The 15,531-nt window shown below is 28.8% G+C and carries 16 protein-coding genes; 14 read left to right on the forward strand and 2 right to left on the reverse strand.

Annotation, left to right across the window (positions count from 1 at the left end; genetic code table 11):
- Nucleotides 1-144 precede the first annotated feature (144 nt).
- The 4 genes from trxA (at nt 145) to AB8B22_RS00335 (ending at nt 3,220) form a co-directional block, all read left to right on the forward strand.
- Nucleotides 145-456 carry a thioredoxin gene (gene trxA, locus AB8B22_RS00320; RefSeq protein WP_369711140.1) on the forward strand — a complete coding sequence of 104 codons (312 nt, stop codon included), beginning with the start codon at nt 145-147 and terminating at the stop codon, nt 454-456.
- A gap of 129 nt (nt 457-585) precedes the next feature.
- Nucleotides 586-1,512, forward strand: coding sequence for a thioredoxin-disulfide reductase (trxB, locus tag AB8B22_RS00325; protein WP_369711141.1), 927 nt, complete (start codon nt 586-588; stop codon nt 1,510-1,512).
- 20 nt (nt 1,513-1,532) lie between these two features.
- Nucleotides 1,533-1,853 carry a thioredoxin family protein gene (locus AB8B22_RS00330; RefSeq protein WP_369711142.1) on the forward strand — a complete coding sequence of 107 codons (321 nt, stop codon included), beginning with the start codon at nt 1,533-1,535 and terminating at the stop codon, nt 1,851-1,853.
- A gap of 173 nt (nt 1,854-2,026) precedes the next feature.
- Nucleotides 2,027-3,220: an NRAMP family divalent metal transporter gene (locus AB8B22_RS00335; RefSeq protein WP_369711143.1), complete on the forward strand. Its 1,194-nt coding sequence runs from the start codon at nt 2,027-2,029 to the stop codon at nt 3,218-3,220.
- Nucleotides 3,221-3,306: 86 nt separating this feature from the next.
- Here the strand turns inward: AB8B22_RS00335 and AB8B22_RS00340 are convergent, their stop codons facing one another.
- Both AB8B22_RS00340 and AB8B22_RS00345 read right to left on the reverse strand, forming a co-directional pair.
- Nucleotides 3,307-4,983, reverse strand: coding sequence for a bifunctional metallophosphatase/5'-nucleotidase (locus AB8B22_RS00340; RefSeq protein WP_369711144.1), 1,677 nt, complete (start codon nt 4,981-4,983; stop codon nt 3,307-3,309).
- Complete coding sequence (locus AB8B22_RS00345; protein WP_237048696.1) at nt 4,910-5,296, reverse strand: MazG nucleotide pyrophosphohydrolase domain-containing protein; 387 nt, start codon at nt 5,294-5,296, stop codon at nt 4,910-4,912. The genes AB8B22_RS00340 and AB8B22_RS00345 overlap by 74 nt, the downstream gene beginning before the upstream one ends.
- A gap of 341 nt (nt 5,297-5,637) precedes the next feature.
- Between AB8B22_RS00345 and infA the strand changes: the two genes are divergently transcribed.
- The 10 genes from infA to AB8B22_RS00395 all read left to right on the forward strand — a co-directional run bounded on the left by infA (nt 5,638) and on the right by AB8B22_RS00395 (nt 15,514).
- Entirely contained in the window at nt 5,638-5,856 is a 219-nt protein-coding gene (infA, locus tag AB8B22_RS00350) for a translation initiation factor IF-1 (protein WP_006805851.1), read from the forward strand.
- Nucleotides 5,857-5,877: 21 nt separating this feature from the next.
- Nucleotides 5,878-5,991 carry a 50S ribosomal protein L36 gene (gene rpmJ / locus AB8B22_RS00355; RefSeq protein WP_068155982.1) on the forward strand — a complete coding sequence of 38 codons (114 nt, stop codon included), beginning with the start codon at nt 5,878-5,880 and terminating at the stop codon, nt 5,989-5,991.
- A 192-nt stretch (nt 5,992-6,183) separates the two neighbouring features.
- A complete protein-coding gene (rpsM, locus tag AB8B22_RS00360; protein WP_094079581.1) occupies nt 6,184-6,549 on the forward strand; it encodes a 30S ribosomal protein S13 in 366 nt (121 codons plus the stop codon).
- 30 nt (nt 6,550-6,579) lie between these two features.
- On the forward strand, nt 6,580-6,969 hold the full coding sequence (gene rpsK, locus AB8B22_RS00365) for a 30S ribosomal protein S11 (protein ID WP_068155985.1): 390 nt from the start codon (nt 6,580-6,582) through the stop codon (nt 6,967-6,969).
- A gap of 28 nt (nt 6,970-6,997) precedes the next feature.
- On the forward strand, nt 6,998-7,585 hold the full coding sequence (gene rpsD, locus AB8B22_RS00370) for a 30S ribosomal protein S4 (protein ID WP_094079582.1): 588 nt from the start codon (nt 6,998-7,000) through the stop codon (nt 7,583-7,585).
- A 31-nt stretch (nt 7,586-7,616) separates the two neighbouring features.
- Nucleotides 7,617-8,597 carry a DNA-directed RNA polymerase subunit alpha gene (locus AB8B22_RS00375; RefSeq protein WP_094079583.1) on the forward strand — a complete coding sequence of 327 codons (981 nt, stop codon included), beginning with the start codon at nt 7,617-7,619 and terminating at the stop codon, nt 8,595-8,597.
- Between the two features lie 34 nt (nt 8,598-8,631).
- The gene (gene rplQ / locus AB8B22_RS00380) at nt 8,632-9,006 is read left to right on the forward strand and encodes a 50S ribosomal protein L17 (RefSeq protein WP_094079584.1); all 375 of its coding nucleotides are present in this window, start codon (nt 8,632-8,634) and stop codon (nt 9,004-9,006) included.
- Between the two features lie 114 nt (nt 9,007-9,120).
- On the forward strand, nt 9,121-10,932 hold the full coding sequence (locus tag AB8B22_RS00385) for a S1 RNA-binding domain-containing protein (RefSeq protein ID WP_369711145.1): 1,812 nt from the start codon (nt 9,121-9,123) through the stop codon (nt 10,930-10,932).
- A gap of 167 nt (nt 10,933-11,099) precedes the next feature.
- Nucleotides 11,100-12,236 (forward strand): exonuclease SbcCD subunit D, encoded by a 1,137-nt coding sequence (locus tag AB8B22_RS00390; protein WP_369711146.1) that lies wholly within the window; start codon nt 11,100-11,102, stop codon nt 12,234-12,236.
- Nucleotides 12,233-15,514, forward strand: coding sequence for an AAA family ATPase (locus AB8B22_RS00395; protein WP_369711147.1), 3,282 nt, complete (start codon nt 12,233-12,235; stop codon nt 15,512-15,514). The genes AB8B22_RS00390 and AB8B22_RS00395 overlap by 4 nt, the downstream gene beginning before the upstream one ends.
- The last annotated feature ends 17 nt before the right edge of the window (nt 15,515-15,531 follow it).

A 15,531-nucleotide genomic window follows, 5' to 3' on the forward strand; every position in this document is an offset into this window, starting at 1 on the left:
TGACAAAGTTTTTTAAATATGATATTATTCAATTAGTTAATTGAATAGTTGAATTTCTAAAATCAGTATATCATAATTTTTGGAAAAAATAAACTATAAAATTTAAGAAAATAAAATAATAATAAAAGAAAGAGGCGATGTTTTATGGCAATAACTTTAAATAAAGATAATTTTGAAGCAACAATTTCAAACGGAGTAGCTTTGGTAGATTTTTGGGCAAGCTGGTGCGGACCTTGTAAAATGCAGCTTCCTATAGTTGAAGAGTTGTCAAATGAATTGGGAGAAAAGGCAAAAGTTGGAAAAGTAAATGTTGACGAACAATTGGAGTTAGCACAACAATTTGGAATCCAAAGTATTCCTACATTGATTTTATTTAAAGATGGAAAACCATTGGAAGTTATGGTGGGACTTCAATCGAAAGAAACTTTGTATGAAAAAATAAATGGAGCGTTATAGAAAAAATCAAAATAAAAATTAAAATCAAAATTTAAGTTTAAAAAAAATCAAAAAAATTGGAAGAAAAATTATGAATTTGAGAAATTATCTTTATTTGTAATTTTTCTTTTTTTAGAAAAGGAGAGAAAAATGTTATACGATTCAGTAATTATAGGTTCTGGACCAGCTGGACTTACAGCTGCAATCTATTTGGGACGGGCAGGATTAAAAAGTATTATTATAAATGGAATGGAGCCAGGAGGGCAGCTTACGACTACGACTGAAGTGGAAAATTTTCCAGGATTTCCTGAAGGAATTGACGGCTCACAATTGATAGAAAATATAAAATCTCAAGCAAAAAAATTTGGAGCGGAATTTTTACAAGCACAAGTAAAAGAGATCGAGTATAACGAAAGACCTTTTAAAATTCACTTGGACAACAAAAATATTATTGAAGCGAAAACTATAATCGTATCAACTGGTGCGAGTGCAAGATATTTGGGAATTGAAAATGAAAAGGAAAATATTGGAAGAGGAGTAAGCGCTTGTGCGACTTGTGACGGATTTTTTTACCGTGGAAAAGAAGTCGTTGTAATTGGCGGAGGAGACACTGCGATGGAAGAAGCAACTTTTCTTACAAGATTTGCGACAAAAGTGACAATTGTTCACAGAAGAGATGAATTAAGAGCATCAGCAATTATGCAAAAAAGAGCTAAAGACAATGAAAAAATCGCATGGAAATTGAATTACACTCCTAAAAAAGTTTTGTCTGATGGAAAAGTTACAGGAATTGAATTGATAAATAATAAAACTGGTAAGACAGAAGTTTTAAAAACAGACGGAATCTTTGTGGCAATTGGACGAAATCCGAATACAAAATTTTTAGGAAATGCTGTTGAATTGGATAAAAGTGGATATATTTTGACAAAAGGGAAATCTTCCAAGACAAATATTCCTGGAATCTTTGCCGCGGGAGATGTGTGTGACGCTAGATACCAACAGGCGATAGTTGCTTCGGGAAATGGAGCAATTGCTGCTCTTGATGCAGAAGAATATTTAGTAGAACACAGTTTATAATTTTGAGGTTAAAGTTAAAAATGGAAGAAATACTAAATTATGAAAAATTAAGAGAAATTATTGCTGATAAAAAATTATTCTTGCTTTATATTTCAAGTCCAAGTTGCAGTGTTTGCAAAGCGGACTTTCCAAAAATTAAAGAAATTGCAGAAAGAGAAAATATAAAAAGTTATAAAATTGATGCGACAAAAGTAAAAAAGGCTGTAGGTCAACTATCGCTTTTTTCTGTTCCCGCTGTTCTCCTTTTTTATGAAAAAAAAGAAATTCATAGACAAGCAAGAATTATAGATTTTGAAGAATTGAAATTTAGAATTGAACAAATTAAATTAATACAACTTTAAGATTACCTAAAAATTTAATTTAAAAAATTGACATTTAGTTGAATTTGGTATATTATATTTACTATAATTAAAAACTAAGTTAGGAGATGTAAAAATGAGTACAGAAATTACAGAAACAAATTTAGAAACAAATTCAACTTGGAAAACAAAATTGAAAGCGATGTGGTATCCTTATGGCATCAGCAGCTGTAGGAGGTTCACACATCGTATCATCGGCACAAGCGGGAGCAATTTACGGATGGCAATTACTTCTTGTCGTTATTTTAGTAAACTTGTTTAAGTATCCATTCTTTAGATTTGGTGTTCAATATACACTGAATACAGAAAAAAGCTTGGTTGAAGGATATAGCAACAGAGGAAAAGCTTATCTTTGGATATTTTTCATACTAAATGTATTTTCAGCAATGGTAAATACAGCAGCTGTAGGTATTCTTACAGGAGCAATTATGATGAATATCATTCCAAAAAGTTGGGGAATTTCAGTTGGGCAAATCACAATAATATTAATAATTTTAATTTGGGCAATGATAATCCTTGGAGGATATAGCGTTCTAGATGGAATTTCAAAATTTGTTATGATTACTTTAACATTAGCAACAACAATCGCAGTAATCATCGCCGCTATTAAAGGTGGCCGTCATATTCCAGCAAATTTTGTAGCACCTTCACCATGGAATCTTGCAGCACTTCCATTTATTATATCATTAATGGGTTGGATGCCTGCACCAATAGAAATTTCAGCAATAAATTCAATGTGGCTGGAAGAAAAGAAACGTACATCAGAAGTTTCATATGAAGATGGATTATTTGATTTTAATGTTGGGTATATTGGGACAGCTATTCTTGCAGTTATCTTTTTAGCACTTGGAGCATTAATCCAATACGGTTCACCGGAAAAAGTAAAACCAGCAAGTGCCGCTTATATCGCACAACTTATAAAAATGTATATGTCTGAAATTGGTTCATGGTCAAGATTGCTTATTGCATTTATTGCGTTTATGTGTCTTTTCGGAACAACAATTACAGTTATTGATGGATATTCTCGTGCAAACGATGAAGCATTGCGTATTCTTTTAGGAAAAGAAAAATCTTCGCAAAAAGCTCTTAATATCTGGTTTACAGTAACTTCAATAATCGGTATTTTAATCGTGCTTTTGTTCTCAGGGAATGTTGCTAAAATGATGCGTTTTGCAATGATCGCTTCATTTATCTCAACACCAGTTTTCGCATGGTTGAACTTGCAACTTGTTAAAACGGGAAAGCACAAAGTTTCAGGAGCATTATACTGGCTTTCTGTTGTAGGATTAATTTACCTTTCAGGATTTGCAATTTTCTTCTTAATTGCTTATTTTGGAAAACTTGTATAAAATTTTTAAAAAGTAAAATAATAAAAAAATGGTCAATTAAGTTAAATTTTTGACCATTTTTGTTATTTCATATTTTATTTAAATTTTTAAAGTCCAATTATTTCCCAGTTATCATGACTTTTTCCATCAATTACACCATTTTTAACTTTTTTAATATAATCTATCATCATATTTTGAATAGTTCCGCTTTCTGATCCAACCTCATCTTTAGACGACCACAGCATTTTTATATCTTCTTCTTCAAATATGCCATCTTTTTTTATTAATTGCTCAAATCTGTAAAAGTTCATCCCAACTTTTATTTTCATCTCGGGAGTAATTTTTTTTCCATTTTCAAGCGTCAAATTTGTAATTTTTTGACCTTTCGGATTTCTTAAGTCAATTTTGTATTTTACTCCGCCAAAAATGTCGAAAGTAACATATTTTAAATTTGCTCTTTCTTCGTTGTAACGATAGTTTTTATCGCCTTTTTTTATTGTGTCAAAGTAGTCGGCTGACCATTCCATATATTTTTTTAATTGTGCTCCAGTCATTTCAAAGACAGTTACATCTCCTCCAGTATATCTGTAGTTATAAACAATGTCTTTTCTCTTTATTTCGCCTTTATTAAGTTTTAGATTTTCATAGTCGTAAGAAAATGAAACAACTTCGGCTTTACTGTAATATTTTTCCACATCGGTAATAAACGACGACATACCAGTATCTTTTAGAAATGAAATTGAGACTCCACAAATTTTTCCTTGTGGCACCATATCATTTAGCACAACTCCGATTTTTTCGTCAGCAATCTTACGAAGTCTGTCGTGATAGGGTTTATAGATTTTTTCTACTACTTTGTCGGCTTCTTCTTTTGCAACAGAAACCGTTTTTGAGTCTTTATCCAAAAGTTCCACTTTTTTTCCATTTATATTAAATTTCAAATCAATTTCAGAAACAACTGTTCCATATCTGTGCGGTTCTGTGATAAGAACGCCGTTTATAATATTTTTAGATACATTTTGGTGCATATGCCCAGCTAAGATGACATCTATTTCAGGCACAGCATTTGCAAGGTCTCTCACGCCAGTTTCGGCTATGCTGTTTTCGTTGTCAATTCCCATATGAGCAACGACAACTATCGCATTTGCACCTCGTTTTTTCAAATTTTTAATTTGTTCTTTCGTTTCGGAAATTGCAGGCACAAAGTGAAAATCCTTCAAAAACCCCGTATCTTCTTCAAATTTTTGTGACATAGGCGTTGAAAGTCCAATAATTCCTATTTTTACGCCATCTTCTTCAATAATTGTCGTAGCGTCCAAATATCTTTTTTTATCTTTGGATAAATTGAAGTTATTTTTGTTTTTGTCGTTATAAAATAAATTTGCAAGTAATTTTTTTGCTTTCATATCTTTTAAAATATTTGTCAAAATTGGCATTCCAAAGTTAAACTCGTGATTTCCTGGCACAAAGATGTCACATTTCATATAATTTAATATTTGCGGAATCGGATGTCTTTTGTCATTTGCAAAATATTCAATCCAGTTGTCTTGAATGGCATCTCCAACTTCCATGAGAAGAACATTTTTATTATTTTTTCTCAATTTTTTAACATAAGTGGAAATTTGCGCATAAGAACCCGAATTGTCTTCTTCGTCAGCGGCGTAGTTCCAAGGCAAAACTCTTCCGTGAACATCGCTCATTCCGATTATTTTAATATTCACTTTTCTTGTAAATCTTTTTTTTATAATTTTCTCTTCCTTCTTCCAAACTAAATTCTCTTTCATATTTTTCCTGATTAATTTTATCTTTAATCTCAAACACCTTTTCCAATTCAATCCCGTATTCATTAGCGATGGCAATTGTGTAATAAAACACATCAAAAACTTCCTCTTCGATAGTTCCTTTGATATTTTTTCCATTAAATCTCGTGTTTTTTCTAATATTTTCAGCAAGTTCCCCAAATTCTTCAATCAATTTTAAGACAATTCTCTGAATATTGTCCTTCTTTTCTCTTTCATTTCGCAAGTCTTCTTTTTCTTCCAGAGTCCCCTGTTCAATATGTTTAATTAAATATTGAACTTCCTTTAAAGTCATCATAATTTTTCACCCATTTCTTTACCATCATTTTAAAAAAATTATACAATTTTTTAGAAATATAGTCAAATCAATTTAATAAAATTTGGCAAGAAATCTCTTATTTTTACAAATAAAATTGTTATACAAAAACTTTGTTAAAATTTTAACTTACTTTTTTTATTTCAAAATTATTTTGTTAGTTAAATTATATCTCAACTTGTTTCTCTAAAATTTTTTTGTTGAAAAAAATATCAATATATGATAAACTAAGAATTAGTATAAGTAGATTTGGAGTACAAAAAAATTTACTGGACAATTTTTTTAAAATTTGATACAATAAAAAGGATCCGAGGTGATTTTCAATGGCAAAACAGGATGTTCTTGAGCTAGAAGGTGAAATAATCGAGGCGTTGCCAAATGCGATGTTTCAAGTAAGGCTTGAAAATGGACACGAAGTTTTAGGACATATCTCAGGAAAAATGAGAATGAACTATATAAAAATTTTACCAGGGGATAAAGTTACGGTTGAAGTTTCTCCGTATGATTTATCGAGGGGTAGAATTGTATATAGAAAAAAATAAAATCTGGAAGGAGGGTTTTTAGTGAAAGTAAAAGCTTCAGTAAAACCTATGTGTGACAAATGTAAAGTTATTAAGCGTCACGGAAAAGTAAGAGTAATATGCGAAAACCCTAAACACAAACAAATACAAGGATAATTAATATTTTTTAAAATATTTAGGGCGAAAAAAGTTAAAAACAAACTGATTAAAAATTTTTATTATAAGACTTTTAAAGATATTTAAAATAAAAATTGTAAAAGTATGTTTAGCTGTAGAGCTTATTCCTTATAGCATTTGTGAGGGCATATTGAAGAAGATTAAAAATATCAAAAACGAGGAGGAAACAATTTGGCTAGAATAGCGGGAGTAGATATTCCAAGAAATAAAAGAGTAGAAATTTCATTAACTTACATTTTTGGAATTGGAAAAAGCACTTCAAACAAAATTTTAGAAAAAGCAGGTGTTGACAAAGACACCAGAGTTAAAGATTTAACAGAAGAACAAGTAGCAAAAATCAGAAACTTTGTGGAAGAATATAAAGTTGAAGGTGAATTGAGAAAAGAAATCAGACTTAATATAAAAAGATTACTTGATATAAAAAGTTACAGAGGATTAAGACATAGAAACGGTTTACCTGTAAGAGGACAAAAAACTAAAACGAATGCAAGAACAAGAAAAGGGCCAGTAAAAATGGCAATCGCTAAGAAAAAATAATAAATTATTAAGTTAAGGAGGAAACCATAAGTGGCTAAAAAACCAGCAGTTTCAAAAAAGAAAAAATTAAAAAACATTCCTAATGGGATAGCATATATACACTCTACTTTCAATAATACTGTTGTAACAATTACAGATGCAGAAGGAAAAGTAGTAATCTGGAAATCAGGAGGGACTTCAGGGTTCAAAGGAACTAAAAAGGGAACTCCATTCGCAGCTCAAATAGCAGCTGAACAAGCAGCACAAGTTGCAATTGAAAATGGAATGAAACAAATCGAAATTAAAATAAAAGGACCAGGATCTGGAAGAGAAGCTTCTATAAGATCAATTCAAGCAACTGGATTAGAAGTAACAAGAATAGTTGATATAACTCCAGTGCCTCATAATGGTGCAAGACCACCTAAAAAGAGAAGACCGTAATTTTAAAAACTAAGGAGGAAATAGATAAATGGCAAGAAATAGACAGCCGGTTTTGAAAAAATGTAGAAATCTTGGCTTAGATCCAAGCGTTCTAGGAGTAAATAAAAAGTCAAATAGAAATATTAGACCAAACGCAAATAGAAAATTAACTGAATATGGAATACAATTAAGAGAAAAACAAAGAGCAAGATTTGTTTATGGAGTTCAAGAAAAACAATTTTATAAATTATATGAAGAAGCAACAAGAAAAGAAGGAGTAACAGGGGAATTATTACTTCAATATTTAGAAAGAAGATTAGATAATGTAATTTACAGACTAGGATTTGGTGGGACAAGAAGACAAGCAAGACAAATCGTAAGTCACGGACATATTTTAATTAACGGGAAAAGAGTAGACATCGCTTCTTACAGAGTAAAACAAGGTGATGTTATTACTGTAAAAGAAGATTCAAAAGAATTAGCTATTATCAAAGAATCTGTTGGACAAAAAACAGTTCCAGGATGGTTATCACTTGAAGAAGGTTCATTAACTGCAAGAGTAATGGAGAATCCAGGAAGAGATGCTGTTGACTTCGAAATTGATGAAGCAATGATTATCGAGTATTACTCTAGATAATAATATTTTGTTCGAAGGAGATGAATTAGCTTTGTTAAAAATTGAAAAAATAGCTAAAAATGTTAAATTAACAGAAGAAAAAACAGATAATTACACAGCAAAATATACATTAGAGCCTTTATACAGAGGTTATGGAAATACTATTGGAAATGCACTTAGAAGAATATTATTATCTTCAATACCGGGAACAGCAATAAAAGGAATTAAAATTGATGGGGTTTTAAATGAGTTTTCTACAATAGAAGGTGTAAAGGAAGCAGTTACAGACATTATTTTAAATATAAAAGAAATCGTTGTAGAAGCTGATGAGCCAGGTGAGAAAAAAATGAGTTTATCTGTAAAGGGACCTGCTGTAATAACAGCCGCCGATATAAAGATGGAACCTGGCTTAAAAATTATAAATCCAGATCAAATTATAATGACTGTTACAGTTGATAAAGAAATCAATATGGAATTTCTTGTAGATTCTGGAGAAGGATTTGTAATTTCAGATGAAATCAATACAGATGGATGGCCAATTGGATATTTGGCAGTAGATGCAATCTATACGCCTATTAAAAGAGTAAATTATACTGTGGAAGACACAATGGTCGGAAGGGTTACAAATTACGATAAATTAATTTTAGAAGTTGCAACTGACGGAAGTATTGAAATAAAAGATGCGCTGTCTTATGCAGTAGAATTATTAACTTGGCACATAGAACCATTTGCAAATATTGGAAACAGTATGAGTAAATATCGTGAAGAGGAAGTGGAAACAGTTGTAGCGAGCAACGAATCTGAATCTAGTGTCGAAGATATGAAAATTGAAGAATTAGACTTTACTGTTCGTTCTTATAATTGCTTGAAAAAAGCTGGAGTCAATACAATTTCTGACTTGACTTCAATGAGCTATAATGAACTGTTAAAAATAAAAAATTTAGGTAAAAAGTCTTTGAATGAAATTATTGATAAAATGAAAGAGCTTGGTTATGACCTAAGCGAACATGTTTCGACTAACGAAGAAAATTAAAAAATTTAACTAAAACTTTTGACGAGGAGGGAAAATGAATCATAATAAATCATATAGAAAGTTAGGGAGAAGAACTGACCATAGATTAGCTATGCTTAAAAATATGACAATTTCTCTAGTAAAAGCTGAACAAATTGAAACTACTGTTACAAGAGCTAAAGAATTGAGAAAATTTGTTGAAAAATCTATAACTTTAGGAAAAAAATATAATAACTCAACTGATGCTGCAAGAAGAGTGCATTTGAGAAGACAAGCCTTCGCTTTTTTAAGAAATGAAGAAGCAGTTGGAAAAATCTTTAATGAAATCGCTCCAAAATATGCTGATAGAAACGGTGGATACACTAGAATTATTAAGACAGCAGTTAGAAGAGGAGATTCAGCTGAATTAGCAATTATTGAATTAGTATAGTATTTATAAAAGTGGCATTTTGCCACTTTTTTTTTGAAAAAATTTAGTAATTGTCGACAGTTCGTAAGTATGATATAATAAGTACATAAAAATTGTAAAAAAGAGAGGAAGATTATGAGCGAAAAAAATTTATTTGAAGAAATGCTTCCTGATTATTTGCCGGAAGAAAGAAAAAAAGGCGATATAATCGAGGGCATGATTTCAAGAAAGGAAATTGAATTTGGATATTTAGACTTAAATTCTAAAAAGGAAGGAAGAATTTTGGTTCGTGAAATTGAAGATTTTAATATTGGAGATAAAATTGAAGTTAAGTTTATAAGAGAAGATGAAAACAGTATCATTGTTTCAAAATTTTTATTGGACAAAGCTAAAGAATTTGCTTCGTATAATGTAAATGACATTGTTACGGGGGAAATTTCTAAAAAAATCAAAGGTGGCTATATCGTAAAAATTGGAAAAAATGAAGCATTCTTGCCATTTTCACTTGCTAGACTTGAAAAAGATAAGGATTATACTGGACAAAAATTTAAATTTTTGATAAAAGAAAAAGATAAGAATAAAATCATGATTTCTCGAAGCGATTTAATTAAAATTGAAGAAGAAAAATATTTTGAAAAAATAAATGTCGGTGATATTGTGACTGGTAAAATTAAAGAGGTGTTGGATTTTGGACTTGTTGTGGATTTGGGAGCTGTAAATGGATTTGTTCATATTTCAGAAATTTCTTGGAATCCAGTTGACGACTTGGTTGAAAAATTTGGAATAAATGACGAAATTAGTGCAAAAGTTATTGAAAAAGATACGGAAAAAAATAAATTAAAATTGAGCATAAAACAGCTTTCGCAAAATCCTTGGGAAACTTTTGAAGAAAAACATAAAATTGGAGATACTGTAAAAGTTAAAGTGACAGAAATTCTTGATTTTGGAATTGTTGGAAATATTTTGGGAAATGATATTTCAGGATTTGTGCACTTTAGTGAACTTGCTTGGAATAAAGGTGCAAAAGAATTGAAAAACTATAAAGTTGGTGACGAATTTGAAGCAAAAATTATTGAAATTGAGAGCGCTAAAAGAAATGTAAAATTGAGTGTAAAACAATTAGTTGAAAATCCTTGGGAAAAAGTGAAAGAAAAATATAAAATTGGTGATGTTTTGGAGAGACCAATTTCTGAAATATTTGATTTTGGGCTTCTTATCGAAGTTGAAAAGGATGTGGATGGGCTACTTCACATCACGGATTTGGCTTACAAAAAAGTTTCAAATTTGGCGTCAAAATATAAAGTTGGCGATATTATTAAATCTAAAATTATTGGATTTAACGATGAAAAAAATAGAATTTCCTTGAGCGTTAAAGCGATTTTTGATGAAAAATGGGAAAATCTTGAAAATAATTATGATTTGACTCAGGCTTTAAAAGGAAAAGTCGTGAATGTTCAGGATTATGGAATTTTTGTGGAAATTGAAGAAGGAATTGAAGCATTTATCCATAAAAATGAATTTTCTTGGAATAAGAGCGAGAAAAAATCCTACAAAGTTGGCGATGAAGTTGAATTTAAAATAATTGTAATGGATAAAATTGAGAAAAAATTGGCTGGAAGCATAAAACAGCTTACAAAATCTCCTTGGGCTGAAGTGACAGAGCAATATAAAGTTGGAAATATTGTAAATACTCAAATTGAAGAAATAACTGAAAATTTTATATTAGTTAAATTGACTGACAGATTTAATGGAATTATTCCAAAAAGAGAATTATCAGAGCATTTCTTAAAAAATATTTCTGAAAGTTTTAATGTGGGAGATAAAGTTACTGCGATAATTACTGATATAAACGACAAGAAAAAATCAATTGCACTGTCAATCAGAAGAGTTCATCAAATGGAAGAAAAAAAAGAAATGGAAGAACTGTTAAAAATTTATGGAGTGTAATTTAAAAAAGTAAAATAAAAAATATTCATATTTTGATAATTTAAGAGCTAATTTTTTGTATTTTTTAAAAATTAGTTCTTTTTATTTTATATTTAAATTATAAAAAATTATTTTTAAATTGCTAATTTTATTGTATAATTATAAAAAATGAAAATGGGGGAAATTTAATGAAAATATTACATTTGGCTGATTTGCATATTGGGAAAAAAATTAATGAGTTTTCGATGATTGAAGATCAGAAATTTATTTTGAAGAAAATTTTGGAAATTATGGACGATGTGAAACCTCACGCCGTTATAATTGCGGGAGATGTCTATGACAAAACTGTGCCAACGATAGAAGCTATCGAACTTTTGGATGATTTTATTTTTGAAATTTCTAAAAGAGAAATTAGTACATTTATAATTAGTGGAAATCACGATTCGGCGGAAAGACTTTCGTTTGGAGCAAAAGTTATGAAATTTGGAAAAATTTATATTTCACCTGTCTTTGATGGAAAAATTTCAAAATATACATTGTCTGATGAAAATGGCAAAATTAACTTTTATCTGATGCCGTTTTTAAAACCTATGAATGTGAAAAAATTTTTTTTGGATGAAGAAATAAATTCTTATGACGATGCGGCAAGATTAATTGTAAAAAATATGAATATTGATGTTTCCCAAAGAAATATTTTAATTGCACATCAATTTGTGACTGAAACTTCTCAAAGTGAACTTGAAGAAAAAAATGTCGGTGGACTTGACAACATAAGTGCTGAGATTTTTTGTGATTTTGACTATGTTGCCTTGGGACATATTCACAAAGCTTATAGTATTGGGGAAAAGAAAAGAATCAGATATTGTGGTTCTCCATTGAAATATTCGCTTTCTGAAGTAAATGTAGAAAAATCAGTCACAATTGTGGAAATAAATTCAAAAGATGACTTTAAGACAGAAATTGTTTCGCTTGTGCCGCTGCGTGATATGCAAGTCATAAAAGGGACTTTCGAGGAAATTACAAAAAATTCTTTTTATTGCGATATAAATACAAAAAATTATATTTCCATGACTTTGACTGATGAAAATGAAGTTCCAAATGCGCTGCAAAAACTACGAGATATTTATGAAAATATTTTAAAATTAGACTACGACAACAAAAGAACTCAGAAATATAATAAAATTGATTTTGAAAAAATTAAAAAAAGAGATCCATTTGAAGTTTTTTCAGAATTTTATGAACTGCAAAATAATCAGAAGATGACTGCGGAACAAGAAGAAATAATGAAAAATTTAATTGGTGAAATTTGGGAGGTAGAATTATGAGACCTTTGAAACTTAAAATTTCTGCTTTTAAATCTTATGGCGGGAAAGAAGAAATTGATTTTGAAAAACTGGGAAATGATGGAATTTATTTAATCACGGGAAAAACTGGTGCTGGGAAAACTACTATTTTTGATGCAATCAGTTTTGCACTTTTTGGGAGTCCGAGCGGTAAAATTGACGAAGTTTCAACTTTAAGATCCAAATATGCGCAAGAAGATATACCAACATTTGTAGAACTCACATTTTCCTACAAAAATAAAATTTATTATATTAAAAGAAATCCGTCTTATGAAAGAAAGTCAAAAAGGGGAAAATTTGAAACTGTAACTGAAGCTTCAAAAGTTGAATTTCATCTGCCAAATGGAAAAATTTTAACTAAAAAAAATGAAGTGAATGAAAAAATAAAAGATATTCTGGGAGTTAATGAGATTCAATTTAGACAAATTTGCATGATTGCGCAAGGAGCTTTTGCAAAATTTTTGTTTGCTAAAACTCCCGAGAAAGAAAGTATTTTTAGAGAAATTTTTAAAACGGCAAATTATGAAACTTTAGAAAAAAAAATGAAGGAAAAATATAAAAAAGTTGAAGACGAAGATAAACTTCTGACGGAACAGATAAAAAGTTTTAAAGAAAGAGTGGAATGTAGCAAAGATTTTGAGTCAGATTTTTTTGAAGAAAATAAAAAAAATATAGATTTTTCTGAATTTTTGAATGAATTAATTTTGTTTCAAGAAGAAAAAAATAAAAAGTTGAAAAGCGGAATTGAAGATATTGAAACCAATAAAAAAATTGTAGAAAAAAATTTGGACATTGCGAAAGAAATTGAAATAAAAAAAGAAAAATTAGAAGAATTAAAAAAAGAAAAATCAGAAGAAGAAATTAATTTTGAAAATTATAAAAAAAACTTGAAAAAACATGCGAATGAAGAAAATAAAATTTATGAATTAAATACGAGAAAAGAAATTATAAAAAATGATTTGGAGAAATATTCAGAATTAAAAAATTTAGAAGATGAAAAAAGTGATTTGGAAAAATTGGTTTTTGAAAAAGAAAATAAAAAAGATGATTTAAAAAATCAAATTGAACTTGAATCAAAGAAATTGGAAATTTTAAAAGAGAAAAAGGAGAGTTTGGAAAAATCTTCTAGAAATATTTTTAAACTTGAAAGTCAGTTGAAAGAGTTAAAAAATCAAATTGAAAAATTGGAAGAGTTAAAAAAACTTTTTGAAGATTATTGCGAGAAAAAAGAAAATAAAAAAAATTACGAAGCTGAAGTTCAAAATTTGGAAAAAATAGAAAATAAAATTTTAGATGAAATTAAAAAAAATAATAATCTTTTAAAAAATAAAGAAGAAGAATTTACAAAATTTGAAACGATTGAAAAAAATTTTGCAGATTTTTCTTTGAAAAAAAATAAAATTTCAAATGATTTAAAAAATTTGGAAAATCTAAAAACTTTAAATTCTGAAATTGACAAAACTTCGATTGAATATAATTTGAAATTAAAAGAGTTTAAAGAAAGTCAAGAAAGTTATGAAGGTCAAAATAAAATTTCTCGAAATTTAAGAAAAATTTATAATAGCAATCAAGCTGGATTTCTTGCCAAAACTTTAATTGAAAATAAACCTTGCCCAGTCTGTGGCTCAAAAGTTCATCCAAAACCAGCTTTTACTTTAGAAATTGAAAATATAAATTTGGAAGAAGTGGAAGAAGAAGAAAAAAAATCCAAAGAAATATTTTTAAAAATGAATGAATTAAGTGCAAATTGTGGAGAAATTTTAAAAGAAATTGAAGTCAAGAAAAAAAATTTACAAAAAAATTTGAGAGATTTTTTTGAAATTGAAAATATTGAAAAAGAAAAAATTGGAGAATGGATAGTTAATAAATTTTCTTCTTTGAAATATGAAATGAAAAAAATAGATGATTTGATTGAAAAAGAAAAAGATAGGGAAAAAGAAAAAGAAAATTGTAAAAAAGAAATTAAATTATTAAAAGAAGAATTGGAAAAACTAAATTCTTCTCAAAAATTAAATTTAGAAAAAAAGACAAAGGCAAATTCTTTCAAAGTGGAAGCAGATACTAATTTTAAAAATGTTGTTCTTGAAATTGAAAAGCGAACGAAGAAAAATTTTGAATTTGAAACTGAAAAAATTGAACTTTTAAAAAGAGAAAAAGTTTTGTTAAAAGAAAAAGAAGAACTGCAAAATTTTATTAAAATTGAAGAACAAAATAATTTAGAGCTAAAAAATTTGAAAGAAGAGATTCCAAAAAAAGAAAAAGAAATTGAAAATAAAAAAAGTAATGTGATTGAATTGGAAAAAGAAATGACTTCGCTGGAAACTGATTTGAAAAATTGCAAAAAAGATATTGAAAAAATAAAAAATAATCTTGAATTTGAAAATGAAGAGTTTGCAAAAGATAAAATTTTAGAATTTGAAAACGAAATTTTTAAAATTAGAAAAAAAATAAAAGATGAAAAAGCTCAATTTGATGAATTAGATAAAAAATTGGCTTTGCAGGAAAAAGAAATTTTTGATTTAAAAAAAGAAATTGAAAAAAATAAAGATTTTAACATAGACTTTCTTTTGCAAGAATTTGAAACACTAAAAAATAAATTGAAATCACAAACAGAAGTTTTTCAACAAAATAATTCTAAACTTTCGATAAATCAAAAAATTTTAAGTGAATATGAAGAAAAACTTGGTCAATTAAAAGAAGCTCAAAGAAAAAATACTTTATTAAAAGCTCTTTTAGACACAATTCAAGGAAAAATTTCGGGAAAAGATAAAATAAGATTAGAAACCTACGTTCATATAAAATACTTTGAAAAAATACTTTTTAAGGCAAATAAAAGATTTTTTGCGATGTCAGATGGAAAATATGAATTAAAAAGAAGCAAAAGTTCTTTTGGAAATTCTAAAGTTGGACTAAATTTGGATATTTTTGACTACCGCAACGGAACTGTCAGAGGAGCTGCAACGCTTTCGGGTGGAGAATCATTTTTGGCATCATTGTCACTAGCTCTTGGATTTTCTGATGTTGTTCAGGAAATGTCAGGCGGAATTCAGCTTGAAACTTTATTTATTGATGAAGGATTTGGAACGCTTGATGAAGCGACATTGGAACAGGCAATGTCTGCGCTTAAAAGTCTTTCAACAGACAAAAAGCTCATTGGAATAATTTCACATGTGAATGAACTGAAAGAAGAAATTGACAAGCAAATCATTATAACAAAGGATACTGCTGGAATTAGCCATACAGCAATAAATATTTTATAAAAAAACAGGAGTTATTA

The sequence above is a fragment of the Leptotrichia rugosa genome (assembly GCF_041200005.1).
Classification (GTDB): domain Bacteria; phylum Fusobacteriota; class Fusobacteriia; order Fusobacteriales; family Leptotrichiaceae; genus Leptotrichia; species Leptotrichia rugosa.

Bases quoted from the DNA above. Each gene is read 5' to 3' on its own strand.
- rplQ (WP_094079584.1), top strand. From the start codon at position 8,632: ATGAATCATAATAAATCATATAGAAAGTTAGGGAGAAGAACTGACCAT.
- AB8B22_RS00340 (WP_369711144.1), bottom strand. From the start codon at position 4,983: ATGAAAGAGAATTTAGTTTGGAAGAAGGAAGAGAAAATTATAAAAAAA.
- trxA (WP_369711140.1), top strand. From the start codon at position 145: ATGGCAATAACTTTAAATAAAGATAATTTTGAAGCAACAATTTCAAAC.
- AB8B22_RS00345 (WP_237048696.1), bottom strand. From the start codon at position 5,296: ATGATGACTTTAAAGGAAGTTCAATATTTAATTAAACATATTGAACAG.
- AB8B22_RS00385 (WP_369711145.1), top strand. From the start codon at position 9,121: ATGAGCGAAAAAAATTTATTTGAAGAAATGCTTCCTGATTATTTGCCG.
- AB8B22_RS00395 (WP_369711147.1), top strand. From the start codon at position 12,233: ATGAGACCTTTGAAACTTAAAATTTCTGCTTTTAAATCTTATGGCGGG.
- rpsD (WP_094079582.1), top strand. From the start codon at position 6,998: ATGGCAAGAAATAGACAGCCGGTTTTGAAAAAATGTAGAAATCTTGGC.
- infA (WP_006805851.1), top strand. From the start codon at position 5,638: ATGGCAAAACAGGATGTTCTTGAGCTAGAAGGTGAAATAATCGAGGCG.
- AB8B22_RS00330 (WP_369711142.1), top strand. From the start codon at position 1,533: ATGGAAGAAATACTAAATTATGAAAAATTAAGAGAAATTATTGCTGAT.
- AB8B22_RS00390 (WP_369711146.1), top strand. From the start codon at position 11,100: ATGAAAATATTACATTTGGCTGATTTGCATATTGGGAAAAAAATTAAT.
- trxB (WP_369711141.1), top strand. From the start codon at position 586: ATGTTATACGATTCAGTAATTATAGGTTCTGGACCAGCTGGACTTACA.
- AB8B22_RS00335 (WP_369711143.1), top strand. From the start codon at position 2,027: ATGGCATCAGCAGCTGTAGGAGGTTCACACATCGTATCATCGGCACAA.